The sequence below is a fragment of the Nocardiopsis listeri NBRC 13360 genome, from assembly GCF_001570765.1.
Classification (GTDB): Bacteria; Actinomycetota; Actinomycetes; order Streptosporangiales; family Streptosporangiaceae; genus Nocardiopsis; species Nocardiopsis listeri.
Genome location: NZ_BCSH01000025.1, coordinates 25576 through 49447, shown reverse-complemented (window position 1 = coordinate 49447; position 23872 = coordinate 25576). Strand labels below are relative to the sequence as shown.

Below are 23872 nucleotides of genomic sequence, written 5' to 3'. Positions count from 1 at the left end.
CCAGAGACGAAAAATCCATGTCTTGCAAAAAACCAGAGTGGTATATCCGAAAAGTGTATTTTGCGATTGCTGGGATGATGGGGGACAGACTCACTACATGCACGAGGAGACAGCCGTGGCCCAGGGTTCCCCCGTTCGCCGCCGCCATCTGGTCAGCCAGCTCAAGCGGCTCCGCGCGCAAGCGAAGCTGTCGCAGGAGGAAGTCTCCAAACGCATGGGCTGGGACCCCGGGAAGATCATCCGAATCGAGACCGGCAAGTTCATCCGTCTCAACTCTGCCGACGTCTCCGAGCTGTGTCGCCTATACGGCTCCACCGATGAGCTACGCGAGGACCTGGTCGACATCGCCAAGGCCTCGCGTACGCAGAAGCCATGGTGGTTCCAGTACAAGGACGTCAGCATCGGCGCCTTCTACGGCCTGGAACATGAGGCGGCCAAGATCCAGGAGTACACAGTTGGCCTGATCCCCGGCCTGCTCCAGCATCCGGCCTACATCGAGGCGATGATGGCCCGAGGCTTCGTTCCGGACCAGGAAGAGCGCAGGCGACGTGTGGAAGCACGCATGCAGCGCCACGCGAACGTCCTGGAACGGGAGACACCTCCCCGCATCTGGATGATCCTGGACGAATCCTGCCTGCGCTGCGTCATCGGTGATCCCAAGGTCATGGCCACCCAGCTCGACCACTTGTTGGTCCTCTCGGCCCGCCCCTCGATCAACATCCAGGTACTACCGGCGTCCGTGGGCATGTCCCGCACCTACGGGTTCTCCCTGCTCACCTTCGAGGAGAACGACCGAGCACTGTTCGTGGATGTTCCCCCGAACGGGTTGTTCTTCGAGGACCAAGCGGACATCGTGGAACACGAGATAGCTTTTGACCAACTACAGGCGTCCGCGCTCTCCACCTCCGAGTCGCAGACCCTCCTCAAGACGCTGATCGACGAATACAAAAGGCCGTCATGACTCCGAGTACGACCACCGACGAATCCTTCATCCCCGCCGGCCCCTGGCACAAGGCGAGCTACACGAACGATCGAGGCGCCTGCGTCGAGGTCGCGGAAGGGCCGATCACCGGGGTCCGCGACACCAAGCACCGCGAACTCGGGGCGCTCTTCTTCTCCGGTGGCGAGTGGGAAGCCTTCCTCCACACCGCCAAGAGCGACCTTGGCTGACCAAGCCGCCCGGAGCGTCGCGGGTGGGGCATCTGCTCCCACCCGCGACGGTCAGGGAACAGGTCCGGATCTCTGCTCGGTGTCGGTTCAGGCAACCAGGCCAGTCCCGTCGTAGCGCCCCACGACGCTGATCTTCGTGATTACCGGCGATCTGAAGAGCAAGATCGATTGAAGCTGCTTCAGTTCCTCAGACACCTTTGAACTGGAGTTTTAAGCAGCCTGCGACAACTCCCCCGGCCTTTCTTGAGATGCTTCAGTACGGCAACGTCCATACTCAGCCGGGCCGAAGGTCCGCACCTACCTGAACGATCACGGCGGCGACCTGTCCGTGCAGAAACTCCGGCGGGGCAAACAGCTCACCAGCGTCGACATCGACCATTTCACCCACTGTTCCTAGACAGCCGGTTCGGGACCGAGGGCGACATCGAACACGCCAGGTCCGAGCATGGGGGCCTGGGGCTGTTCCTACGGCCCCTGATCGGACTGGACCCGGACGCGGTGACGACTCGACGAGCTGTGAGCCGAAGGTGCGATCGCCGGATCGGTCAGCACCCATCAGCTTCCCGAATCGCCCTCGAACTCGGCCCGGACTCGCCATCCCCCATCAACGCGGGTGAGCACCGGACGCAGGTCGGCGTAGCCGGGGCGACCCGCCCCGCGCCACTCGTTCACCCACCCCTGAATCCGCTCGAACACCCTCGGGGAGCCCCCGTGAACGACACACCCGTCGTTGGCCGCGGTGAACACCGCCGCCCCATTCTCATCCGCGTGGCCCTCACCCCAGTCGGGGCCTCCCAGACCCAGCACGCTGAGGTCTTCGGGGTAGCGGGCATAGAGATAGGCGACCAGGTCCACCGCCGACTCCTCCGGCTCCAGGACACGGGTTCGCGTGGTGCCGCATTCGACCAGAACCTTGAGCATGCGACCTGCCGCCGCACCGTCCCTCTCAGCCCAAAGCGCGGAGACCCACAGCTCCCGTCCTTCCTCCCCCACCCGGGCATCCACCCCGCGCGGAGGCACCGACCACTGCCCCAACTCCTCCGCGTGCATCTCCACGTAGCGACCCGCGACCAGGTCCAAGCCCTCCACTCCTCGCCCCGAGTCCACCCGGGCGCGCAGGATCGCGGCGGTGCGCACGCTCGGCGCCAACTCCACCGGCGTGAGAACCACCGCCCCGGGCACGGCCTGTTCCACCCATGCCTCGGGAAGCAGTCGGGGCGTCGTCCAGGCCACGATCCGGTCGAACTCTCCGTACCCGGGAGCACCCAGCGCCCCGTCACCGGTGAACAGATCGATGTTGGTTCGACCTTGGGACGTGTGCAGTTCGCGCGCTCTCTCCCCGAGTTCGGCCACCACGTCCACCGACACCACACGTCCCGTGGGCCCCACGAGTTCGCTCAACAAGGCACCGGAGAAGCCCGAACCGGTGCCGACCTCCAGCACCCGCGCCCCCGGGCGCACATCCAACCGCTCCAGTGTCTCGGCGATCGCGAAGGCCGCCGTGCTCTGCGTGACGAGACTCCCGTCGGGCCGAAGCGTGTAGTAGTCCTCGTCGACGACCGCGAGCGCGGCGGTCACGTTCGTGTTCTCGCCCATCGTGTCCTTTTCGGGTTCGGTGTTCACGTTCGTTGGAGCAGGAGGTAGGGACGGTCGGGCTCGGAGGGTTCACCGATGGGCATGCCCTCCCGTCACAGCTGCGTGAGACCCTGACGCCCCACGCGCCAGACACCCGGATGCTTCTCCACCGCACGGGCACAGATCTCCCTGAGGTTCTGGTGGAGCAGGGCGACGAGAGCATCGCGTCGGACGTTGTTGGGCAGCAGGAACATGTGGATCCTGGCGGCCTTGTAAGTCGCCAACTCCGTTGGACGTTGAAGAATGTGCTCGTCCTTGCTGATGGCCGCCCAGTCACGACCCCTCAGCTTGGCGAGCCAGTCCTCATCGCGTGCCCCTTGAGCCAGCTCTCGGCTTCCGTACAGGTCCGCGGGTGTGTGGACGACATATCCAAGATCGGTGAGGCAACGGCGGGTCGTCCGACCCGCCACGTTCTCGTCCATGTAGAACTCAGGCGGCCTGGCCCAGAGCAAGGCGTGCGGCGGTTCGCACGGAGTCGACGTCGATCCCGAACTCATCAGCGACCGCCTCGGGGGACTCGTCGGCCTTGAGCATCCCCGCTACATCGGCCACACGCACCCCCGACTCCGTGAAGAACGGTTGCCCGAAGAACCGATACGGGTCGATGACGACCTCGTGTCGTCCGGTATCCATCAGCCGCAGCCTCTCCGGATACTCGTCGTCCTCCCAGATGACGTACTTCAGGTAGTCCTGGATGATCTCGCGCATCACGTGCTGACCCGTCGTGCCCTCGACGATGCCTTCGCCCTGGGAAGTCCGGGAGAAGTCCCACAGGACATCCACACCATCGGTGGCCAGCTCGCGCGCCACCAGCACGTATTCCCCGAACTCCTGCCTGAGCCGTTCCAGAGCAGGCCGGATTCGATGCGGACGCACTCCGGCGCGACGCAAGGCACGCAGGACATGAACCTCGGCCAAGGCGATGAAGGGCATGGTCGCCATCGACTGGTTCGGTATCGAGGGAAGGGCGTGCACCAGTCCGTGGGCCCCATCCGCGCCACCCACCCAATCGTTGAGCGTCGAGCGTGGAGTCCCCAGGTAGCGGGCGGCGTCGGAAACATTGAGCACACCCATGGTGAACCTGATGTCGTCCATACCGACCACCTTCCCTCACGGATCATCATCCCCTACACCTGGGCTGGAAGGGTTCCCGGCACCAGGGTGTCGTCACCTCGGCTGTCGAGGGACAACCTAGCGATCTCCGGTCCCCGTTATCAGCGAAAACCAGGAAACAACCCCATACAGTTCGCGCATGAAGATTCTCGGGCGCGCTCGAACTTTGCCAAGAAGGGGCTGTTCACGGGTTGATAGGCAAGTAGTTACTTGCCCATAGTGGCCGCATGGCCGACGACATCTTCAAGGCCTTGGCCGACCCCACCCGGCGGACGATCCTCGACGAGCTCACCGAACGATCCGGGCAGACCCTGTTCGAGCTCTGCGGACGACTGACCATGAAGCACCAGCTCGGCATGTCCCGGCAGGCCGTCTCCCAGCACCTGGCCGTGTTGGAGGGTGCCGGACTCGTCAGGAGTCGCCGGGAGGGGCGTTACAAGTTCCACGACATCGACCCGGAACCGCTGCGACACATCGCCGAGCGGTGGATCGGGCCCGACACGAAGGACGGCACGCCATGAGGATCCACCTGAACAGCGTCTTCGTCGACAGCCAGGTCAAGGCCCTGGACTTCTACACGAACGTGCTCGGCTTCGTGAAGAAGCACGACATCCCACTGGGCGAACCCGTGGACGAACAACGGTGGCTGACCGTGGTCTCTCCCGAGGACCCCGAGGGCACCGAACTGGTCCTCGAACCCTCCGGACACCCCGCGGTGGGCCCCTACAAGGAGGCCCTGGTCCAGGACGGCATCCCCGCCACCGCCTTCGCGGTCGACGACGTCCGTGCCGAGTACGAACGTCTGCGGAAACTGGGCGTGCGCTTCACCCAGGAACCCCTGACGATGGGCCCGGTCACCACCGCGGTCCTGGACGACACCTGCGGCAACCTCATCCAGATCCAACAGCTCCGGTAGCTCCCGTGACACGGTCCACCGCGCCGGCCGGCGCATGACATCCGTCATGTGTCGGCCACTGCGGATCGCAGTCGGAACCGGTGATTCCGGGGACTGCCGGGTGAGCACCCCGCGGACTTAGGTTCAAGGTATGAACCGCGACGACGAACACCCCGAATCCACCCCACCGGCATCCCGCGCACCTTCCCCGCACACGGACGTCCCCGCCGCCGGGAGCGTGTCCGCACCACCCACCCCGCCGGCACCGACCAAGCGGCGGCGCGGTCCGCGGCCGGTTCCGCCGGGAGTCCCCTACCACCGGGTCCTGGCCCGCGACAAGCGCGGGATCTGGCGGGGCATCGCCGCGCTCACGCTGCTCATGGGCGGACTGCTCTTCTTCTCCTTCGCGTTCGTGTTCTTGGGCGTGGCCATCGACGTGGCGATCGGCCGTGACAGCATCATGACCGGCGGCACCGACTTCACCCCCGCGACCCACGCCACGGGCATGCTCGGGCTGGCCGTTCTCCTGCCGTGGAGCATGCTGATCCAGCGCTGGCTCTACGGGGTGAAGGGTGCCTCGCTGCACTCGATCCTGTCGCGTTTTCGACCCGATGTCTTCGGCCGTTCCCTGCTGGTGATCCTGCCGATCTGGACGGTCTACCTGACCGCCTTCTCGGTGTTCACGCCCTACCCGACGACCTCGTGGACGACCGTCGACCTCGTCCTCATGCTCGGCATCGTCATCCTGGTGACACCGTTGCAGTCGGCCGGTGAGGAGTACGGCTTCCGCGGTCTGGCCTTCCGGGTCGCCGCGAGCTGGGGGCGCGGACCGCGTACGGCGCTCCTGCTCGGCGTGGTCGTCTCCAGCCTGCTGTTCATGGTGGCGCACTTCGCGTTCGACCCGTGGTTGAACCTCTACTACTTCACGTTCGGCGCCACCCTCGCCCTGATCACCTGGCGCACCGGTGGGTTGGAGCTCGCGGTGGTCATCCACGCGGTCAACAACACGATCGCCTTCCTGCTCACCCTCGTCACGCACACCGACTTCACCGAGGGCATGGACCGGTCGACGGGCTCCGGGTCACCGGTAATGCTCGTGCCCTGCGTGCTGCTCGCCGTGATCACGGCCGTGGTGTGGATGCGGTCACGACGGACCGGACCACCGCTCACACCCGGCGTCGCGGCGCGTCCGGAACCGGTCACCGCGATGGAGGACCGGGACTGAGACCGGAGTCGAAGGGCGTTCCGAGCCCGGCCGGGGGTCCGGGCAACGCCGTTTCCGGCTTCCGGGCAGGGGTTCGGAACCGATGCCGACCGCGAGTCACCATCGGTGTGGTTCCTGTGATAAATCGGTGGGGGGCGTCGGCGAATTCGTCCGGAACGCGGTTTCACGAGTGCGCGAAAACGCTCATTTCCCGGCTTTCGGGGAGAGCGGTGTCGCGACCTGCGCCACTTCTTCGGGCGTCTTACCTCGCGTTACGTCGATTCACTCCAGGTGTGCGCGAGGCCACCCGATCGGAGAGAACTCCGTCGTCCCCACACCACCGCCGACACGGGGCGGGGACGCTCTGGCCCATGGGAATTCCGGGCCGCGCACGGCCCCGTTCAGGGGCCTTCCCATCACCGTTATTCGGTGGCCGCTCGCGCCTTGGGCGTGGACACCTTCATGCCGCGCTCACGACCGTAGTCGGCGAGCATCTCGCGGAGCTGGCGACGTGCGCGGTGCAGTCGCGACATCACCGTGCCCAGGGGTGTTCCCATGCGCGCGGCGACCTCCTTGTAGGCGTAGCCCTCGATGTCCACGAGGTAGATGACCTCCTGGAACTCCTCAGGGAGTCGAGCCAGCGCCTGCTTGATGTCGGAGTCCGGGAGACGGTCGAGGACCTCGGTCTCGGCCGACCGCATGCCCGACGAGGTGTGGGTCTCGGCGGCGGCGAGCTGCCAGTCCTTGATCTCGTCGGTGGTCTCCTGGCGGGGCTCCCGCTGCTTCTTGCGGTAGCTGTTGATGAAGGTATTGGTCAAAATCCGGTAAAGCCAGGCCCTCAGGTTGGTGCCGACCCGGAACTGGTGGAAATTGGCGAAGGCCTTGGCGAACGTTTCCTGAACGAGGTCTTCGGCGTCGGCCGGATTGCGCGTCATGCGCAGGGCCGTCGGGTAGAGCTGGTCTGCGAACGGTGTGACCTCGGTGGCGAAGTCGAGAGTCTCTTCCTTCCCCTCACCGTTCGTGGAGACGTGTTCTTTTTCGAGAGTCGTCAAGATTCCCCCTCGGGACGACCGGAACGATCACTTCCACTCTGTTAGACGCAGCATCACCTTCCCAATGATGACATCAATCCACGTGATACGGGTCACGAACCCACCGAATCCGTATCCGGTACCGGTAAGCATGCGGTAAACAGCCGGCGTGGCGCCTGGCCGAGGCCGGTGTTCACCACCGGGTGTCATACGCTGGCGTCGCCACCAGGTGCGTCCCGCGCCCTTCGCACGGTGGACCGATGGCATACCCCTTTTTCCCGTTTTCCTGTGGAGGACCTGTGGCCCGCGTCGTGGTTGACGTCATGCTCAAGCCCGAGATCCTGGACCCCCAGGGTCAGGCGATCGCCGGGGCCTGCTCCCGCCTCGGTTTCGAGGGGATCGACCAGGTCCGCCAGGGCAAGCGCTTCGAGGTCGAGGTCGAGGGCGAGGTGGACGAGGCCAAGCTCGCCGACGTCCGTCGCCTGGCCGAGACCCTGCTCGCCAACACCGTCATCGAGGACTTCGAGGTCCGTCCCGCCTGACCCTCCCCGCACACTCCGCGCCGCACACCCCGGACCCACGCGCCGGAAGTGTCCGACTTGGTCCGACTTGTTCAGCCGTGCCCCCCGAGGGCGCGGCTGTTCGTTTTACCCGGAGCGACCTCGGGAAGGGTTCCTGACGCCGGGTAGCCAACGACACGGAGCACGAGGGGTTCACGGATGGACACCGTATTCTCGATCTCCCTCCCACGAAGGACGTACACCGTCGCCATAGTCCGCGACATGCTCGGCGCACTTCTCAGCAGGTCGGGACTGTGCCAGGAATGCGTCGACGACATCTTGCTGTCCGTCTCGGAGGCCTGTGCCAACGCCATCGAGCACGGCGGGCCGAACGCCGGTTACGAGGTGGAGACCGAGTTCGCCCCCGGCTGGTACGAGATGCGGGTCTCCCATAGCGGCAGGGCACCGGACATGGCGGCGCTCGCCGACAGGTTCACCTCACCGCACACGCCCCTCCCGGGTCTGGAAACGGAATCGGGCAGGGGCATCTCGTTGATGCGGTACCTCATGGACGAGGTCGACTTCCGTGGGGAGCCCCGTACCACCGTCATCCTGCGCAAACGGGCCACGTCGTGCGACCCGGAGCACGCGGGAGAGAACCCACACGCCCGCTTCGCCCTGCTCTAACAGCCGGGCCCTCCCCTGGTAGCAAGAAGCGTCAAGACGGAAAAGGCGGGACGTGACACACACCACGAGGACTGTCCGGTCGCACACCCACGACCCCTTCAGACGGGGTTTCCTTCAGAGGATCACACAGTCGGAGCCTCCTCCAACGGGGTGACCGTCGTACCCGAGCACAGGTGAGCGGGTACGCTGCGGGGGTAGCGGACCCACCGTCCTCGTGGCGGGGTCGGGCACCGAACTTCTCCCCGTCGAACCACGATCTCGGAGTGTGCTCATGACAGCCCGTGTGGGCGTTGTCACCTTCCCCGGCTCCCTTGACGACAAGGACGCCGCTCGCGCCGTGTCCCTGGCCGGCGCCGAACCCGTCCCGTTGTGGCACGCCGACGCCGACCTCAAGGGGGTCGACGCCGTCGTTCTGCCCGGCGGCTTCTCCTACGGCGACTACCTGCGCTGCGGTGCCATCGCCCGCTTCGCCCCGCTGATGTCCGAGCTGGTCCCGGCGGCGCGTTCGGGCGCCCTTCCGGTCCTGGGCATCTGCAACGGCTTCCAGATCCTGTGCGAGAGCCACCTGCTGCCCGGCGCGCTCACCCGCAACTCCTCACTGCGGTTCGTCAACCGCGACCAGGTCCTGCGGATGGAGAACACGAGCACCGCCTGGACCAACGCCTACGACGAGGGTCAGGAGATCCTCGTCGTCCTCAAGAGCGGTGAGGGCGGCTACGTCGCCGACGAGGCCACCCTCGACCGGTTGGAGGCCGAGGGCCGGGTCATCGCCCGCTACGTGGGCGCCAACCCCAACGGTTCGCGTCGCGACATCGCCGGCGTCGCCAACGAGCACGGCAACGTGGTCGGCCTCATGCCGCACCCCGAACACGCAGTGGAGGCCCTCACCGGCCCCTCCACCGAGGGTTTGGGCTTCTTCACCTCGATCCTGAGCCACCTGGCGTCCGGTACCCCGGCGCAGGTCTGATCCACTCGGGCCGTTCCGCCGGCCCCTACACCCGACAGGGGGACGATCCTCGCGATGATGGCGCTGCTGCGCTCCCGGAAGACCATGTTCGTACTGGTGGGGCTGGTCGTGGTCGGCCTGGTGATCTCCGGGGCCATCGGCCTGTTCCAGTCGTTCAACGCCGCCCCCGTGGCCCAAGGACAACAGGGCCAGGGCGAACAGGGGCAGGGCCAGGGGCAACAAGGGACGCCGGACGGGCAACAGCAGGAGCCACCACCCGACGTCGACGCCCTGGGCAGCCCACCCTCCGGGTTCACCTACGTGGACCAGGACGAGGCCCATTGCAACGGAAGCATCTGCTTCCGACTGATCCTCGTCGCCGGTGAGGAGGGCGAGGCGCTCGACATGGACACCGACGAGGCGGTCGGGACGGTGTACGAGCACCTGCTCGCCAACGGTTGGGAGCAGGAGCTGCCGCCCGAGGCCGACTCCCCCGACGACGTCGAGCTCACCGAATCCGTCCTCACCGACGGCGACACCCTGGTGGCCGACTCCTCCTCCCCGGGCGACTCCGTCCCGGTCATCATGCTGGGCAACGCGGGCATGCCCGCCTACTGATCCGGTGCCGGGCGGCGGACACTGCCAAGGCTCGGCCTGAACCATCCGCGCAACTCCGCGACACCCGAACGGAACAACCGCATGTCTGAAGTACCCGGCCTCGACACCGTCATCGCGGCGAACGACACCCCCCACATCCCTCAGCCGTACGCCGAACTGGGTATGGCCAAGGACGAGTACGAGCGGGTCCGCGAGATCCTGGACCGCCGCCCCACCGCCTCCGAGCTGGCGATCTACTCAGTGATGTGGAGCGAGCACTGCTCCTACAAGTCCTCCAAGGTGCACCTGAGCCAGTTCGGGGAGAAGGCTCCCGACAACGACGCCCTGCTCGTGGGCATGGGCGAGAACGCGGGTGTGGTGGACGTCGGTGACGGACGAGCCGTCACCTTCAAGATCGAGTCGCACAACAGCCCGTCCTTCGTCGAACCCCACCAGGGCGCGGCCACCGGCGTGGGCGGCATCGTCCGCGACATCCTCACCATGGGCGCCCGTCCCGTCGCCGTGATGGACGCGCTGCGTTTCGGGCCGCTGGAGGCGGACGACACCAAGCGGGTGCTTCCCGGGGTGGTCTCCGGCATCTCCTTCTACGGCAACTGCCTCGGCCTGCCCAACATCGGCGGCGAGATCGGCTTCGGAGCCGGCTACCTCGGAAACCCGCTGGTCAACGCCCTGTGCGTGGGTGTGATGCGGCACGAGGACATCAAGCTGGCGCAGGCTCCGGGCCCGGGCAACAAGGTGGTGCTGTTCGGTTCCAGCACCGGCCCGGACGGCATCGGCGGCGCCTCCGTACTGGCCAGCGCCAACTTCGACGAGGAGTCGCACACCAAGCGGCCCAGTGTCCAGGTCGGCGACCCGTTCATGGAGAAGCTGCTCATCGAGTGCAGCCTGGAGCTGTACGCCAAGGACATGGTGGTCGGCATCCAGGACCTCGGCGCGGCCGGGATCTCCTGCGCCACCACCGAACTGGCGGCGGGTGGCACCGGTGGCATGAACGTCCAACTCGACAAGGTCCCGCTGCGCGACCACCGGCTCACCCCTGAGGAGATCCTCATGAGCGAGTCGCAGGAACGCATGATGGCGATCGTCGAGCCGGCCAAGATGGCCGACTTCCTCGCGATCTGCGACAAGTGGGGCGTCCTCGCCGACGAGATCGGCGAGGTCACCGACGTGACCCCCGAGGAGGCCGAGCGCGGCGGTCGCCTGGTCATGACCTGGCACGGCGAGACCATCGTGGACATGCCGCCGCGGACCGCCTCCGACGAGGGCCCCGTCTACCGGCGCCCGTACGCGCGCCCGGAGTCCCAGGACGCGCTACAGGCCGACGACGCCGCGAAGCTGCCGCGCCCGCAGGGTGACCCGGAGCTGCGCGAACAGCTCCTGCGGGTGTTGGGCTCCCCCGGCGTGGGCGATCCCACCTGGATCACCCAGCAGTACGACAGCTACGTGCGCGGCGACACGGTGGTGTCGACCCCGCACGACTCCGGGATGATCCGGATCTCCGACGACTCCGACCGCGGGGTGGCCCTGGCCACCGACGGCCACGGCCGGTTCACCCGGTTGGACCCGTACGCGGGCACCCGGCTGGCCTACGCCGAGGCGTACCGCAACGTCTCGGTCACCGGCGCGCGACCGCTCGCGGTCACCAACTGCCTCAACTTCGGTTCACCCGAGGACCCCGGGGTGATGTGGCAGTTCGCCGAGAGCACCCGTGGCCTGGCCGACGCCTGTCAGCAGCTGGGCACCCCGGTGACCGGCGGCAACGTCAGCTTCTACAACCAGACCGGCGACGTGCCGATCAACCCGACCCCGGTCATCGGCGTGCTCGGCGTGATCGACGACGTGAACCGTCGCCTGCGCTCGGGCTTCGACTCCGAGGGCTCGCGGGTGTTCCTGCTGGGCGAGACCCGTCCCGAGTTCAGCGGTTCGGCCTGGGCCGACGTGATCCACGAACACCTGGGCGGCCTGCCCCCGAAGGTGGACCTGGCAGCCGAGGCCGCCCTGGGCGAGGTCCTGGCCACCGCGGCCGAGCGTGGTCTGGCGGCGGCCGCGCACGACCTGTCCGACGGCGGCCTGGGCGTGGCACTGGCCGAGTCGGCGCTGCGCGGCGGCAAGGGCCTGCGCGTGGAACTGGACGGTGACGCCTTCACGGAGCTGTTCAGCGAGTCGGGCGCCCGCGCGATCGTCGCGGTCGAGCCCGGCCAAGAGGAGGAGTTCGTGGCCTTGGCCGGCGAACACGGCGTCCCGGTCACCCAGATCGGCACGGTAGGCGGTGACAGCCTCACGGTGACGCACCCGGGCGGCGTCGTCGAGATCGCCCTGACGGACCTGCGCACCTCCTACGAGGCGGCCATTCCCGCCGTGATGAACGGCGTGTAGCACTTCGACCTGATCGAGGGGGCGTCCCGGTGGACGCCCCCTTTTGCCGTTCCCGGAGCCTCAGCCGACCTTCAGCTGCTCATCGCCGAAGTCCGCGATGATCATCAACGTGCCACCGAGCGCCGAGACGTAGCGGTCGAGTACGTCACGGGTGGAGACGTCCCCGGACTCGATCTGGGAGATTCGGGCGACGGAGATCCCCATCCGCTCCGCCACCTGAGCCTGGTCCAGTCCTCGGTGCTTACGCATCTCCATCAGGCGCCACGCCTGCGCCCGGTCACGGAGACGTCCCACACCGGTCTCGAATTCCTCGGGACCGCCGGCATCGGCTACCGCCCGTTCCAGGTGCCCGCTCCCTCGCCAGCTCTGGTACCCGCTCATCAGGCCCCTTCCCCTTCACGTTCCTGTAGATGGTCCCGGTAAAGACGCTCCGCCTCAGGAACCGCGTCCCGGTACCCACTCTTCCAACGACCGGACTTGTCCCCTGCGACCAAGAGGATCGCCGAGCGCCAAGGATCAAAAGCGAACAGGACGCGCACCTCACTCCCCGTGGCCGACCCGGGCCGAAGCTCCTTCAGGTTGTCCATCACCGAACCGACCACTGTGTCCACCAACGGTCGCCCCTCTGCGGGGCCGTTACGCTCCAACACAAGGATCGCCTGGTTCACCAGGGTGTGGCTCTTTCTATTCGGTCTCGTAGAGCGTTTCCAGGAAACCTGCCACCTCAGAGGTCATCAGGATCTCCCACACGCTCCGCGGCTCCCTACTCCCAAGACCAACTCGACTTAAGAAAATCCTAAAGTGCCCGGCCGCTTCTGCTTGGATTCTCCGAAAACTCTCGCTCTCGTTCCTGGAGCGCGGTGGTTCTGGCCTCCCTCCGTCGCCGCCCCCGGGGCTAAGGTCTCGGGCCGCTGGGGTAGGACTGTGGGGAGGAGGTGGACGCACATGGAACGCGCCAGACGCGGAAGGCTGAGGGGCGCTCTCGGGAGTCACGACCGCCCGGCCAGTGCCCTGGGTTTTCGGCTGATCCTGGCCGTGTTCGGGGCTCTGGTGTTGCTGCTGGGAACGGGCGCCGCCATGCTCTGGACCGACGAGACCTGGTTGGTGGTGCTCCTGGGCGCCGGATTCGTCGCCGCCTGCGTCAACGTCTACTGGGTGAGCAGGCGCCTGCACTACGAACGTCCGGGCCACTGACGGCCCCGACCCCGGGGCATCCGCCCCGGGGTCGTTCTCATCCTTCCGGCCGGTGGGTGAGGGTGACGGCGACGGGTCGGTGGTCGGAGTGGGGCACGTCCGGGTTGGCCGGATCGCTCGCCGTCAGCTCCTCGGTGACGAGGATGTGGTCGATCTGCTGGTCGGAGCGGGTGTCGGCGGCCATGGTGGGGAACGGGCGCACGTCGGCGAAGGCGTCGTGCAGGACCTCCCCCAGTGGCAGTTCCTCGGGTTCGAAGTTGAGGTCGCCCGTGACCACCACCGGTGTCCCTCGTTCGTGGGCGGTATCCGCGATGTCGAAGAGCCCGTCCAGCTGTTCCCGGGCGGTGCGATTCCCCAGGTCGTAGTCCTCGGGTTGCAGGTGCGTGGAGAGCACGGTGACCTCGGTTCCGTCGTGGTCGACGGTGACCTCCAAGGCCTGTGCGCCGGTGGGGCCGCTCTCGGGCAGAACGTGGCCGCGCACCGAGGAGACCGGAAGGTTCGTGAGCACCGCGTCGCCCCAGAACGGGCCGTCGGCCGGGCCCCAGTAGGCGGTCATGCCCAGGTCCTCGGCGAGCAGGGACAACCCGTCGTGGCCGCCGTTGAGCAGCCAACCGCGGTCCACCTCGCTCAGCGCGATCACGTCGGCGTCGAGTTCGCGCAGGGTGTCCGCCTGTTCGGCGACGGAGAAGCGTCCGTCCATCCCGAAGCCCATGCGCACGTTGTAGGCGGCCACGCGTAGACCGTCGATGGAGGGTTCGGGGGTGTCGGTCTCCGGTCGGGCCAGGGGCGCGGCGATCGTGACGACGAGGGTGAGCGCGGCCGCGACGGCGGTCGCCGGGAGCACGTGTTCGGGTGGTGGCGGCACCGCGCGTCCCATGCGGGGCAGGACCGCCACGACGAGCATGAGCAGGGCGGCGAACGGCACGTAGGTGTTGGGCACGTGCAGGTCGTAGGCGGCGTAGAAGGCGAACACCAGCACCACGAAGCCGAGCAGCCCCAGGGTGGCGAGGACACCGGTGCGGGTCGGTGAGGCCGCCGTGACGGTGTCCGTGGCGGCCCACCCCGCGCAGGCCGCCAGGGCGAGTTGCCCGAGCAGCGGGGCGATCAGGGTCCACACCGGCGGTGCCCCCGGCGCGTCGCCGGGCAGGTGTGCGGCCAGCGCCAGGGTGGCCAGGACCGCGAGCAGTACCGCCAGGGGTACGTAGGGGTTCGGGGAGACCCATCTCGGGTGGGCGGCCACGGCGATGGAGGCCACGGCCACCACCGCGAGGGCGGACGCCGCGTAGGGGGTCCCACCGATCGTCTCGGCCACCGCCGGGTTCGCGGTGTACAGACCGGACAGGAAGAGCAGCGGCCCCAGGGCGAGCCAACTCCGGGGCGGGGTCGGCATCGGTGGGACCGAGGTGGCCCGCCAGGCGCGAATCGAGGCGCCGACGTAGGCCGTCGCCAGGAGTACGACCCCGATCCAGACGAACGCGCCGTCCCGCCACAGCGGGTCCACGGTGTCGAGCACCGTGTGCAGCGCGGTCGACGCCGCCACCCCGGCGACGACTCCGGTCATCACCCCGAGCGCGCTCACCCGACCGTCGGTCACCGTCGCCATCACGGTGCACACCAGACCCACCACGCCCAGGCCCACCAGGGACGAGGCCAGGTACAGCTGCGGTCCACCACCCTCGGTGGCCTGGAGCACCACCCGACCGACCGCGAGCAGCCCGCCCGAGGACAGCGCCAGTGCCAGGGACGGCACCCATCGGGCCAGGTACACGAACGGGAAGGGCGCCAGGAACCAGACGAGGGCGAACGCGCCCATGAGCGCGGGTCCGGTGACGCCGGCCTGTCCGAAGAGCGTGATCAGCGAGGGCAGGAAGATCCGGAGCACGTCCAGCAGCAGGACCGTGCCGAGCATCGTGACCAGTCGTCCCTGGCGCATGCGGATCCACTCCGTGGGAGGGCGAGGACATGAGGGGTTCTCACCTCTACCACCCCACGGAGCAAGTGACCACGACCGAGGGCGGGACCGATCGGCCCCGCCCTCGGCACCCTGTGTCAGACCGTGATCAGGGGGACCCGATAGTTGACGGAGGCAGCGATCTCGGAGATGTCCCCCGGGTCGGAGGTGACCACTGTGAACCGCGTCCTGATGGCGGTCAACACCACCATCGCGTCCACCACATCACTGGTCGCCGACGCACCGAGTAGGGCGCCGACGCGCTTGGCCGCGACTTCGTCGAAGGGCACTACCTCGCAGACCTTCACCAAGCGGGCCATGACCGCTTGGCGAGCCCCTTCACGCCATACCTGCGCCAGAACGATGGCCGGCAGAAGTGGTCGACGCCCGGCCCCGACCTCTTGGAGACAGTAGGTCCATACACTTCCCTTGGGCTTGGCCTCCGCTTGGAGGAGAGCTCCCGCATCGAGGATCAGGCCTCGGGGACGCAGTACCGTCATTCCTCGGCCACCTCGCTCACACGGTCCAAATGCGCCAAGGCTTCCTCGCCGGCCTCGACCTCATCCAACGGGATGGGTCCGCCGACACCAGAAGCCTCCAGCTCGGCCCTCGCCTCGGCCCTTTCCTCAGGTGAGGGTTCGCCGTGTTCGGCGAAGTGCGCCTCCAAGGCCGCCTGTGCCTCGGCGAGATCCGCTTCTCTGACCGCGGCCTTGTTCAGCCACCTGGACAGGGGGATGCCCTCGCGCTCGGCCGCACGGCGGGCACGTTCGACGGTCTCGGCCTCAAGGGACACGGAAAGCTTCTCAGCGGACATGCCTCCACGGTAGACGAAAAGTAGCACCTTGGTAGTACCTTTCGCGGAACAAAAGGAGGGGGCGGGGACCGATCGGTCCCCGCCCCCTCTCCTCTGGTGTGCTCGGTCGCGTGTGGTCAGCGCGTCTCGTAGCCCTCGGGGAGCCACTCACGCCACACGTCCGGGTTCTCCTCCACCCAGATCTCCGCGGCCTCCGACGGATCCAGCCCCTCGTCGGCGATCATCGCCGCGACCTCGTTCTGGTCGGCGTTGGTCCAGTGCCAGTCGTCCAGGAACCGGTAGGCGTCGCCCCCGTCCTCGACGAAGCCCTTGCGGAAGATCTTGTTCAGGTCGTAGAGCGGGTAGTCGCAGTCCACGAACTCCAGGTCGGCGTCGCAACCGTCGTAGTGGTCCGGGAAGTCGACCTTGACCAGGTCCAGTTCCTGTTGCAGCCACTGCGGTTCGTTGAAGTAGAACAGGACCGGTTCTTCGTTGGCGTACCGGCGCCGCACCTCGGTGACCTGGGACGCCTCGGAACCGGCGTAGACGATCTCGATGTCGAGGTCGAAGGCGTTGATCATCCCCTGGTCCTGGGTGGCGAAGCCGGGCGAACCACCCAGGAACTCGCCCTTGTCACCGGTCTCGGCGGTCCGGAAGATCTCGGCGTGCTCCTTGATCCCCTCCAGCGTGGTGATCTCGGGATACTCCTCCGCCACGTAGGCGGGCATGTACCAACCGATCACACCGTCGTTGCCGGTAGACCCACCGTCCACGACGGTGTCGTTGCCCTCGGGGCCGTAGAGCTCGTACAGGTCCTCGTGTCCCCAGTTCTCCAGGATCACGTCCAGGACCCCCTGGTCAAGGGCCTGCCACGAGGGCTGCTCCTCCAGCCGGACCAGCTGTACCTGGTAGCCCATCTCCTCCTTGAGGATGTGCTCCAACACCACGGCGCTGGCCTCGTAGCCGACCCACCCGTTGACGGCGACGCGCACCGTGTTGGGGTCCCTGGCGATCTGGTCGGTTCGCACCGCGCAGGAGCTCACCATCACCAACGCCAGCCCCACCGCGGCCAACCGGAGCAGGGTGTCCCTTCTCAGCAACCTAGGCACGGTGTGCCCTCCTTCCCTGCGTGACCCGATCCAGGAACAGTCCCAGGCAGACGATGGCCAGACCTGAGGCCAGACCCAGTCCGAGCATGTTCTGGGAGAGCCCGAAGACCACGTCGAAGCCGAGCGAACCGGCACCCACCAGAGCGCCCATGACCACCATGGACAACACGAGGATGATGCCCTGGTTGACGGCCAGCAGCAGCGAGCCGCGCGCCATCGGAAGCTCCACCTTGGTGAGCAGCTGCCACTTGGTGGAACCCTGCGACGCGGCCGCCTCGATGGTGCTCGCGGGCACCCCGCGGATTCCGTCGTTGACCAGCCGGATCACCGGAGGCAGGGCGAAGATGACCGCCGCCGCCAGGGCCGGAACCCGACCGATGGTGAACAGTGCGACCGCCGGGATCAGGTACACGAACGGCGGCAGGGTCTGCATGGCGTCCAGGATCGGCCGCAGGATCGCGGCGAAGACGTCGTTGCGCGACATCAGCACGCCGAGGACCACGCCCAGCGCGATGGTGACCGCGGAAGCCACCAGCACCTGGGACAGGGTGTCCATGGCGTTGTCCCACACACCCAGCAGACCGATGGCGACGAAGGCCGCCGCGGACACGAGGGCGGTGCGTCCACCCGCGAAGATCCAACCCAGCGCGGCGGCGGCGAGGACCACCAACCACCAGGGTGACCCGGTGAGCAGGGCACTGAGCGGGCTCAGCACCCCGTTCAACAACCACGTTCCCAATACCGCCGTGAAGTCGCCGATCTCCGACTGGATCCACTCGTAGACGGCGTTGACCGGGTCCGCGATGTCGACCGCCATGTCGCGCGGCCATCCGCCGAGTCCGAAGAGTCGACCGGTCGCGGCGGCCGTGATGATCGCGGCGAGACCGATCGCCGAGACCGGCAGCCGGTACCGCTCGGGGATGTGCGGGACGTGCGTGCCGTGGCCGACCGCGCCCGTGACCCGATCCATCGCGATCGCCAACATCACGATCGCCACACCGGCCTGGAACGCCTGCCCGACGTTGACCTTGGACAGGGCCTGGTAGATGGCGTCGCCCAGACCACCGGCGCCGATCACCGACGCGATCACGACCATGGAGACCGCGAGCATGATGGTCTGGTTCACGCCCAGCAGGATGGTGCGCTTGGCCAACGGCAGCTGCACCTTGGTGAGGATCTGCCAGGGCGTGGAACCCAGCGACGTCGTCGCCTCGATCGCACCCTTGGGGACCTCACGGATGGCCAGCGCCGTGATCCGCGCGACCGGTGGAAGCGCGTACACGGCGGTGACGACGGCCGCCGCCGGGTTGCCGATGCCGAACAGCAGCACGAACGGCAGCAGGTAGGCGAACGCCGGCATGATCTGCATGAAGTCCAGCAGCGGTCGCAGACCACGGTAGAACGCCTCGCTGCGTCCGGCGAGGATGCCGAGCGGAACGCCGAACAGCAGGGCGATGAAGACCGCCGTGACGATGAGCGACAGCGTCGTCATCGACTCGTTCCACAGGCCCGTCAGCGCGAACACCGCGAAGGTGGCCAGCACCAGCAGCGCCACCCGCCACCCGGCGAACCGCCAGGAGACGAACAGACCGAGCGCGGTCACGCCCGACCAGGTGAGGAAGTCCAGGAACTGGTTGATCAGCACGACCGCCGATCCCAGTCCCACCGAGACGTAGTTGAAGAAGTAGAGGAACAGCGGGCTGTCGTTGCGGTTCTCCACGACCCAGGCGTAGATCCCGTCGAGCCACGCCATGAAGCGGTCGCCGATCGCCGTCGGGAAACCGCCCGCCCAGGACGGGTCGCCCATCAGGCGGGCCGCCCAGTAGCCGGCGACGAGCACCACGACCACCAGCAGGGCCTGCACGGTACTGCCGCGCAGCCACCCCCCGGCGCCCCTTGAGCCCGTGTCCTTGGAACCCGACGGGCCGGTCGCCGTGTCACCGGCCGGTTCGGTCACCGTGGCCATGTCACGCACCGTCCCCGGGCGACGTGACGTCGCCGTGGTCGACGGCCCCCTCGGGGATCTCCTCGACCGTCTCCTCCACGATCGCGGCCACCTGGTCCACGTCGTTCAACTGGTCCTCGGCGATGGCGCGCAGCACGTCGTCGCGGCCCACGTAACCGAGGAGGGTGTCGCCCTCCACGACCCGGACCGGAGCGGTACTGGCGGCGAGCATCGGCAGGACCTGGGCCAGGACGGTGCCGGGCGCGGTGGTCGGCCCGTCGGTGCGTTCCCCCGGGAACGCGTCGCGTACCAGCCAGCGGGCGGTGAGCACGGTGGTGCGCGCGACGTCGGAGGTGAAGTCGGCGACGTAGGCGTTGGCGGGGCGACCCACGACCTCTTCCGGGGTACCGACCTGGACGAGTTCGCCGTCGCGCATGATGGCGATGCGGTCGCCCAGCTTGAGCGCCTCCTGGAGGTCGTGGGTGATGAACACCGAGGTCTTGTTCAGCTCGCGTTGCAGCCGGACGACCTCGTTCTGCATGTCGCGACGGATCAGCGGGTCCAGTGCGCTGAACGGCTCGTCGAACAGCAGGACCTGCGGGTCGACGGCGAGGGCGCGGGCCAGACCCACACGCTGTTGCATGCCGCCGGAGAGTTCGCCGGGGCGCGCGTTCTCGTACCCGGACAGTCCGACCATGTCGATCATCTCGCGGGCGCGCGCGTAACGTTCCTCACGCGCCATCCCGCGCACTTCGAGACCGTAGGCGACGTTGTCGATGATCCGACGGTTGGGCAGGAGTCCGAAGTGCTGGAAGACCATCGCCATCTTGTGCCGGCGCAGTTCGCGCAGGCGCTGGTCGCTCGCCTGCTCGATGTCCTCACCGTCCAGTCGCACCGAACCGGACGTGGGTTCGATCAGCCGGGTCAGGCACCGGATGAGCGTGGACTTACCGGACCCGGACAGGCCCATCACCACGAAGATCTCGCCCGGACGCACGTCGAAGGAGACGTCGCGCACCGCGACGGTGCAGCCGGTCTCCTCCTTGACGCGGTCGCGGTCGGCGCGTTCCAGGTCGGTACCGATGACCTTGTCTGCGTTCTTGCCGAAGATCTTCCACAGGTTGCGGACCGAGAAGGTCACGTCTGTGGCGTCGAGGTCCGGAGCAGATTCGGTGGCCTGGGTGCTCATCGGCTCTCCCCCTTCTCAGCGGACCGGTCCTGACGGATCAGGTCGGCGGCGCGCTCACCCAGGGCCAGGACCATGACCATCGGGTTGGGGGTGGGCAGGGTCGGGAAGACCGAGGCGTCGGCGACGCGCAGCCCCTTGAGCCCACGGACGCGCAGGCGAGGGTCGACGACCGCTCCGTCGTCGTCGGCCGCGCCCATCCGGCAGGTTCCCGCCGGGTGGTAGACGGTGTGGGCGGCACGACGTCCGTACTCGGACAGTTCCTCATCGCTCTGGATCTTCGGCCCGGGGGCGACCTCACGCTTGATCCAGGACTTGAACGGTTCGGTGGCGGCGACCTCGCGGGCGATCTTCAGCCCGTCGACGATGGTCCGCTCGTCGTAGCCGTCGGGGTCGGTGAAGTAGCGGAAGTCCAGGGCCGGCTGGACCTTGGGGTCGGCGGAAGTGAGGTAGAGCCGACCACGGGACCGGGATCGCGGGATGTTGGGGGTCATGCAGACCGCGTACCCGTCCTCCGGTGAGTCGTAGCCCAGCCGCTTCGTGTTGTCGTCGAAGGGGATCTGGTAGATGTGGAACATCAGGTCGGGGCGCGGGTCGCTCTCGTCGCGGCGCACGAACAGGGCCGCGTCGGAGTCCATCACGGTGTTCTCGGGGACCCGCTCGTTGGTCTCCCACATGATGATCGACTCGGGGTGGTCCTGGAGGTTCGCTCCCACCCCGGCCAGGTCGTGGTGGGGCGTGATCCCCACCGATTCCAGGTCTTGGGCGTGACCGACACCGGACAGCATCAGCAGACGGGGGCTGTCGACGGCTCCGGCCGCGAGGACGACCTCGTGGCGGGCTTGGACGGTGATCCGTTCGCCGCCGGAGGTCGTCGCGCTCACGCCGGTGGCGCGGTCGCCGTCGAACAGGACCTTGTCGACCCAGGTCTCCAGCAGCACGGTCAGGTTCTGGCGCACGTCCATGATGGGGTGCAGGTACGCGACCGAGGCGGAGGACCGGTAGCCGGTGTAGGGGTCGTAGGCGATGGACAGGAAGCCGGTGCCGTCGGCGAAGCCGCCACCGTGCGAGGTGAGGGCGTTGAAGTCCTCGATGACCGGGACTCCCGCCGCCTCCGAGGCCGAGGACACCCAGTCCTTGACCATGGCGTTGCGGTCCTTCTCGGCGATGGGGACGATGTTGCACTTGATCCGGTCGGCGTAGGACTGGACGGTGGCGTTGTCCCAGCCCTCGGCGCCGGCGGCGACCCATTCGTCGAGGTCTTCGGCGAACGGCCGGAAGCTGATCAGCGTGTTGTGGGAGGAGCAGCCGCCCAGTACGCGGGCGCGCGAGTGCAGGATGTGGGAGTTGCCGTTGGGCTGCTCCGTGGTCCGGTAGCCGTAGTCGAGTTCGCCGTCGAGGACGCTCAGCCAGTCACGGAGCCGGAGCACGTGCTCCAGGTCCCGGTCGTCGGGGCCGCCCTCGATGAGGCAGACGGTGGTGTCGGGGTCCTCGGTGAGGCGATTGGCGATCACCGAACCCGCTGTTCCACCGCCGACGATGACGTAGTCGTAGGTGTGTTCCTGATCGGACACGGACCGATTCCTCTCGTTGGTCTCTCACGGGGGTCCCGGGGAAACCGACCTGTGTTGCGAAGGTGATGTCTTCGGTTGTTCTTCTGACGTTCTTCGATCGTCGAGGGGACACCCGTCGACGCGGCGGACGGTTCCGCGCCGACGGGTGGCCGTTGGCCCCGGGCGTCGCCGTCACCGGGGCCGATGTCTGTCAGCCGAACCAGCGCTGCGGTTCGGGGGCCAGGTTGCGGTAGACGTGCTTGGCCTCGCGGTACTCGTCGAGTCCGGCCAGGCCCAGCTCACGGCCGATCCCGCTGCGGCCGAAGCCGCCCCATTCCGCTCCGGGGAAGTAGGGACCGTAGTCGTTGATCCACACGGTGCCGTGGCGCAGGGCGGAGGCCACGCGCTCGCCTCTGGCGGTGTCGTCGGTCCACACACCGCCGGAGAGTCCGTAGTCGGTGTCGTTGCCGAGTTCGATCGCCTGTTCTTCGGTCTCGAAGCGTTCGACGGTCACGACCGGGCCGAACACCTCGGTCTGCACGATGTCCATGGTGCGGTCGCAGTCCACGAACACGGTGGGGCGGTAGAAGTAGCCGTCACGTAGTGCGGCGTCGTCGGGGCGCTTGCCGCCGGCGATGATCCGGGCGCCCTCCTCCACACCCCGGGCCACGGCCTTCTCGACCTTGGCGCGGTGCTCGGCGGAGACCAGTGGACCACAGCGCACGCCCTCGTCCTGACCGCGACCGATGCGGATGGCCTCGGCGCGGCGGGCGAGTTCGGTGGTGAAGGCGTCGTGGATGTCGTCGTGCACGATCAGGCGCGCACCCGCCGAACACACCTGTCCGGAGTGGAAGAAAGCGGCGTTGAGCGCGTAGTCGACGGCGGTGTCCAGGTCGACGTCGGGGAAGATGATGTTCGGGTTCTTGCCGCCCAACTCCAGGGCGGTCTTCTTGACGGTCTCGGCGGCCGCCGCCATGATCCGGCGCCCGGTGACCAGTCCGCCGGTGAAGGAGATCAGGTCGACGTCGGGGTGCTCGGACAGGGGCGCACCGGCCTCGGGGCCGCTGCCCAGGACCAGGTTGACCACGCCCGAGGGGATGCCGGCCTCGGTGGACAGCTCCACCAGCTTGGCGGTGGTGACCGGGGTGACCTCGCTGGGCTTGATCACCATGGTGTTCCCGGCCGCGATGGCGGGGGCCATCTTCCAGGCGAGCTGGAGCAGCGGGTAGTTCCACGGCGTGATCATGCCGCAGACACCGACGGGCTCGTACACGACCTTGCTGTGCACGCCCTCGGGCGCGGAGACCAGTCGGCCCGCGTCCTTGTCGGCCAGACCGGCGTAGTAACGGAAGACGTCGGTGACGTCGTCGACGTCCATGCCTCCCTCTTCGATGGTCTTGCCGGTGTCGAGGGACTCCATGACCGCGATCTCCTCGCGGTCTCGCTGCAACAGGTCGGCGATCCCGTCGAGGACGCGGCCGCGGTGGGCGGCGTCGGTGCGGCGCCACTCCCCGGTGTCGAAGGCGCGCCGGGCGGCGGCGATGGCCGCCTCGGTGTCGGCGCGTCCACCTTCACTGACGACGGTCAGAACGGATGCGTCGGCGGGGTCCAGGATCTCCCGGACCCGTCCGTTCTTCGCCGCGCGCCACTCCCCGTCGATGTACAGGCTGGTGGCGGTGGCCGTCCCGGGGGCTGACAGGTACGGCACGGACGGCAGGGTTGCGTTGCTCTGGTTCACGGAGCCCATCTGCCCGGGATTGATAGTCACAAACGACCTCTTTCGTAGGACACTTCGCACAACGTCCCATAAGCCCACTGAACAGGCAAAACGTCCGGTGTGCCGTTGGGGACCCCGGTCAGTGGCCTCGGTCACCGGCCTGGGCACAGACCTACGTCGACGGCCGAGGTCGTGAGCACGGAACACTCCGCTCTGGGGAATACAAGGACAAGATTTTGACGTACATTA

25 protein-coding genes are annotated in these 23872 nt (G+C 67.6%); 11 read left to right on the top strand and 14 right to left on the bottom strand.

What is annotated here, in order from left to right; translation table 11 throughout:
- Positions 1 to 97: 97 nt before the first annotated feature.
- Together NLI01S_RS09145 and NLI01S_RS09140 are read left to right on the top strand one after the other, a co-directional pair.
- A complete protein-coding gene (locus tag NLI01S_RS09145; protein WP_084392422.1) occupies positions 98 to 961 on the top strand; it encodes a helix-turn-helix domain-containing protein in 864 nt (287 codons plus the stop codon).
- The gene (locus NLI01S_RS09140) at positions 958 to 1170 is read left to right on the top strand and encodes a DUF397 domain-containing protein (protein WP_067602266.1); all 213 of its coding nucleotides are present in this window, start codon (positions 958 to 960) and stop codon (positions 1168 to 1170) included. Before NLI01S_RS09145 ends, NLI01S_RS09140 begins: the two co-directional genes overlap by 4 nt.
- 555 nt (positions 1171 to 1725) lie before the next feature.
- Here NLI01S_RS09140 and NLI01S_RS09135 read toward each other — a convergent pair.
- From NLI01S_RS09135 to NLI01S_RS09125, 3 genes are all read right to left on the bottom strand, one after another.
- Positions 1726 to 2766, bottom strand: a complete 1041-nt coding sequence (locus NLI01S_RS09135) for a protein-L-isoaspartate O-methyltransferase family protein (protein WP_067602382.1) — start codon at positions 2764 to 2766, stop codon at positions 1726 to 1728.
- Between the two features lie 92 nt (positions 2767 to 2858).
- Entirely contained in the window at positions 2859 to 3227 is a 369-nt protein-coding gene (locus NLI01S_RS09130; RefSeq protein WP_157090990.1) for a PIN-like domain-containing protein, read from the bottom strand.
- 7 nt (positions 3228 to 3234) lie between these two features.
- A complete protein-coding gene (locus NLI01S_RS09125) occupies positions 3235 to 3900 on the bottom strand; it encodes a DUF433 domain-containing protein (protein ID WP_067602261.1) in 666 nt (221 codons plus the stop codon).
- A gap of 245 nt (positions 3901 to 4145) precedes the next feature.
- Here NLI01S_RS09125 and NLI01S_RS09120 point away from each other — a divergent pair, with 245 nt between their 5' ends.
- From NLI01S_RS09120 to NLI01S_RS09110, 3 genes are all read left to right on the top strand, one after another.
- On the top strand, positions 4146 to 4439 hold the full coding sequence (locus NLI01S_RS09120; RefSeq protein WP_067602258.1) for an ArsR/SmtB family transcription factor: 294 nt from the start codon (positions 4146 to 4148) through the stop codon (positions 4437 to 4439).
- A complete protein-coding gene (locus tag NLI01S_RS09115) occupies positions 4436 to 4834 on the top strand; it encodes a VOC family protein (RefSeq protein WP_067602255.1) in 399 nt (132 codons plus the stop codon). Before NLI01S_RS09120 ends, NLI01S_RS09115 begins: the two co-directional genes overlap by 4 nt.
- A gap of 130 nt (positions 4835 to 4964) precedes the next feature.
- Positions 4965 to 6038: a CPBP family intramembrane glutamic endopeptidase gene (locus NLI01S_RS09110; RefSeq protein WP_067602252.1), complete on the top strand. Its 1074-nt coding sequence runs from the start codon at positions 4965 to 4967 to the stop codon at positions 6036 to 6038.
- A gap of 401 nt (positions 6039 to 6439) precedes the next feature.
- Here NLI01S_RS09110 and NLI01S_RS09105 read toward each other — a convergent pair whose 3' ends face one another.
- Positions 6440 to 7069 carry a sigma-70 family RNA polymerase sigma factor gene (locus NLI01S_RS09105; RefSeq protein ID WP_067602250.1) on the bottom strand — a complete coding sequence of 210 codons (630 nt, stop codon included), beginning with the start codon at positions 7067 to 7069 and terminating at the stop codon, positions 6440 to 6442.
- Positions 7070 to 7347: 278 nt separating this feature from the next.
- On the opposite strand from NLI01S_RS09105, the gene purS reads away from it, so the two are divergent.
- The 5 genes from purS (at position 7348) to purL (ending at position 12175) form a co-directional block, all read left to right on the top strand.
- The gene (purS, locus tag NLI01S_RS09100; RefSeq protein WP_067602247.1) at positions 7348 to 7590 is read left to right on the top strand and encodes a phosphoribosylformylglycinamidine synthase subunit PurS; all 243 of its coding nucleotides are present in this window, start codon (positions 7348 to 7350) and stop codon (positions 7588 to 7590) included.
- Between the two features lie 177 nt (positions 7591 to 7767).
- A complete protein-coding gene (locus NLI01S_RS09095) occupies positions 7768 to 8235 on the top strand; it encodes an ATP-binding protein (RefSeq protein WP_067602245.1) in 468 nt (155 codons plus the stop codon).
- Between the two features lie 271 nt (positions 8236 to 8506).
- Entirely contained in the window at positions 8507 to 9202 is a 696-nt protein-coding gene (gene purQ / locus NLI01S_RS09090) for a phosphoribosylformylglycinamidine synthase subunit PurQ (protein WP_067602242.1), read from the top strand.
- Between the two features lie 54 nt (positions 9203 to 9256).
- On the top strand, positions 9257 to 9799 hold the full coding sequence (locus NLI01S_RS09085) for a hypothetical protein (RefSeq protein WP_067602238.1): 543 nt from the start codon (positions 9257 to 9259) through the stop codon (positions 9797 to 9799).
- An 81-nt stretch (positions 9800 to 9880) separates the two neighbouring features.
- Entirely contained in the window at positions 9881 to 12175 is a 2295-nt protein-coding gene (gene purL / locus NLI01S_RS09080; protein ID WP_067602235.1) for a phosphoribosylformylglycinamidine synthase subunit PurL, read from the top strand.
- A 60-nt stretch (positions 12176 to 12235) separates the two neighbouring features.
- On the opposite strand, the gene NLI01S_RS09075 is transcribed toward purL, so the two are convergent.
- Both NLI01S_RS09075 and NLI01S_RS09070 read right to left on the bottom strand, forming a co-directional pair.
- Positions 12236 to 12556: a helix-turn-helix domain-containing protein gene (locus tag NLI01S_RS09075; protein ID WP_067602225.1), complete on the bottom strand. Its 321-nt coding sequence runs from the start codon at positions 12554 to 12556 to the stop codon at positions 12236 to 12238.
- A complete protein-coding gene (locus NLI01S_RS09070) occupies positions 12556 to 12786 on the bottom strand; it encodes a type II toxin-antitoxin system RelE/ParE family toxin (protein WP_263363280.1) in 231 nt (76 codons plus the stop codon). Before NLI01S_RS09070 ends, NLI01S_RS09075 begins: the two co-directional genes overlap by 1 nt.
- Before the next feature lie 334 nt (positions 12787 to 13120).
- Here NLI01S_RS09070 and NLI01S_RS09065 point away from each other — a divergent pair, with 334 nt between their 5' ends.
- Positions 13121 to 13369 (top strand): hypothetical protein, encoded by a 249-nt coding sequence (locus NLI01S_RS09065; RefSeq protein ID WP_067602222.1) that lies wholly within the window; start codon positions 13121 to 13123, stop codon positions 13367 to 13369.
- Positions 13370 to 13406: 37 nt separating this feature from the next.
- Here NLI01S_RS09065 and NLI01S_RS09060 read toward each other — a convergent pair whose 3' ends face one another.
- The 8 genes from NLI01S_RS09060 to NLI01S_RS09025 form a co-directional block, all read right to left on the bottom strand.
- Positions 13407 to 15302, bottom strand: a complete 1896-nt coding sequence (locus NLI01S_RS09060) for an endonuclease/exonuclease/phosphatase family protein (protein WP_067602219.1) — start codon at positions 15300 to 15302, stop codon at positions 13407 to 13409.
- 116 nt (positions 15303 to 15418) lie between these two features.
- Entirely contained in the window at positions 15419 to 15820 is a 402-nt protein-coding gene (locus tag NLI01S_RS09055; protein ID WP_067602216.1) for a type II toxin-antitoxin system VapC family toxin, read from the bottom strand.
- Positions 15817 to 16134: a hypothetical protein gene (locus tag NLI01S_RS09050; RefSeq protein ID WP_067602213.1), complete on the bottom strand. Its 318-nt coding sequence runs from the start codon at positions 16132 to 16134 to the stop codon at positions 15817 to 15819. Before NLI01S_RS09050 ends, NLI01S_RS09055 begins: the two co-directional genes overlap by 4 nt.
- A gap of 116 nt (positions 16135 to 16250) precedes the next feature.
- Positions 16251 to 17222, bottom strand: coding sequence for a glycine betaine ABC transporter substrate-binding protein (locus NLI01S_RS09045; RefSeq protein WP_223809173.1), 972 nt, complete (start codon positions 17220 to 17222; stop codon positions 16251 to 16253).
- Positions 17215 to 19188, bottom strand: a complete 1974-nt coding sequence (locus tag NLI01S_RS09040; protein WP_067602210.1) for an ABC transporter permease — start codon at positions 19186 to 19188, stop codon at positions 17215 to 17217. Before NLI01S_RS09040 ends, NLI01S_RS09045 begins: the two co-directional genes overlap by 8 nt.
- 1 nt (position 19189) lies before the next feature.
- Positions 19190 to 20356 (bottom strand): quaternary amine ABC transporter ATP-binding protein, encoded by a 1167-nt coding sequence (locus NLI01S_RS09035; RefSeq protein ID WP_067602208.1) that lies wholly within the window; start codon positions 20354 to 20356, stop codon positions 19190 to 19192.
- The gene (locus NLI01S_RS09030; protein WP_067602205.1) at positions 20353 to 21927 is read right to left on the bottom strand and encodes a GMC family oxidoreductase; all 1575 of its coding nucleotides are present in this window, start codon (positions 21925 to 21927) and stop codon (positions 20353 to 20355) included. The genes NLI01S_RS09035 and NLI01S_RS09030 overlap by 4 nt, the downstream gene beginning before the upstream one ends.
- Before the next feature lie 190 nt (positions 21928 to 22117).
- Positions 22118 to 23653, bottom strand: a complete 1536-nt coding sequence (locus NLI01S_RS09025; protein WP_190318409.1) for an aldehyde dehydrogenase family protein — start codon at positions 23651 to 23653, stop codon at positions 22118 to 22120.
- Positions 23654 to 23872 lie beyond the last annotated feature (219 nt).

Coding starts and splice junctions, on each gene's coding strand:
- NLI01S_RS09135 (WP_067602382.1), bottom strand. CDS start 2,766: ATGGGCGAGAACACGAACGTGACCGCCGCGCTCGCGGTCGTCGACGAG.
- NLI01S_RS09025 (WP_190318409.1), bottom strand. CDS start 23,653: ATGGGCTCCGTGAACCAGAGCAACGCAACCCTGCCGTCCGTGCCGTAC.
- NLI01S_RS09145 (WP_084392422.1), top strand. CDS start 98: ATGCACGAGGAGACAGCCGTGGCCCAGGGTTCCCCCGTTCGCCGCCGC.
- purL (WP_067602235.1), top strand. CDS start 9,881: ATGTCTGAAGTACCCGGCCTCGACACCGTCATCGCGGCGAACGACACC.
- NLI01S_RS09050 (WP_067602213.1), bottom strand. CDS start 16,134: ATGTCCGCTGAGAAGCTTTCCGTGTCCCTTGAGGCCGAGACCGTCGAA.
- NLI01S_RS09075 (WP_067602225.1), bottom strand. CDS start 12,556: ATGAGCGGGTACCAGAGCTGGCGAGGGAGCGGGCACCTGGAACGGGCG.
- NLI01S_RS09120 (WP_067602258.1), top strand. CDS start 4,146: ATGGCCGACGACATCTTCAAGGCCTTGGCCGACCCCACCCGGCGGACG.
- NLI01S_RS09095 (WP_067602245.1), top strand. CDS start 7,768: ATGGACACCGTATTCTCGATCTCCCTCCCACGAAGGACGTACACCGTC.
- NLI01S_RS09115 (WP_067602255.1), top strand. CDS start 4,436: ATGAGGATCCACCTGAACAGCGTCTTCGTCGACAGCCAGGTCAAGGCC.
- NLI01S_RS09055 (WP_067602216.1), bottom strand. CDS start 15,820: ATGACGGTACTGCGTCCCCGAGGCCTGATCCTCGATGCGGGAGCTCTC.
- NLI01S_RS09060 (WP_067602219.1), bottom strand. CDS start 15,302: ATGCGCCAGGGACGACTGGTCACGATGCTCGGCACGGTCCTGCTGCTG.
- NLI01S_RS09125 (WP_067602261.1), bottom strand. CDS start 3,900: ATGGACGACATCAGGTTCACCATGGGTGTGCTCAATGTTTCCGACGCC.
- NLI01S_RS09130 (WP_157090990.1), bottom strand. CDS start 3,227: ATGGACGAGAACGTGGCGGGTCGGACGACCCGCCGTTGCCTCACCGAT.
- NLI01S_RS09110 (WP_067602252.1), top strand. CDS start 4,965: ATGAACCGCGACGACGAACACCCCGAATCCACCCCACCGGCATCCCGC.
- NLI01S_RS09040 (WP_067602210.1), bottom strand. CDS start 19,188: ATGGCCACGGTGACCGAACCGGCCGGTGACACGGCGACCGGCCCGTCG.
- NLI01S_RS09065 (WP_067602222.1), top strand. CDS start 13,121: ATGGAACGCGCCAGACGCGGAAGGCTGAGGGGCGCTCTCGGGAGTCAC.
- NLI01S_RS09085 (WP_067602238.1), top strand. CDS start 9,257: ATGATGGCGCTGCTGCGCTCCCGGAAGACCATGTTCGTACTGGTGGGG.
- purQ (WP_067602242.1), top strand. CDS start 8,507: ATGACAGCCCGTGTGGGCGTTGTCACCTTCCCCGGCTCCCTTGACGAC.
- NLI01S_RS09035 (WP_067602208.1), bottom strand. CDS start 20,356: ATGAGCACCCAGGCCACCGAATCTGCTCCGGACCTCGACGCCACAGAC.
- NLI01S_RS09140 (WP_067602266.1), top strand. CDS start 958: ATGACTCCGAGTACGACCACCGACGAATCCTTCATCCCCGCCGGCCCC.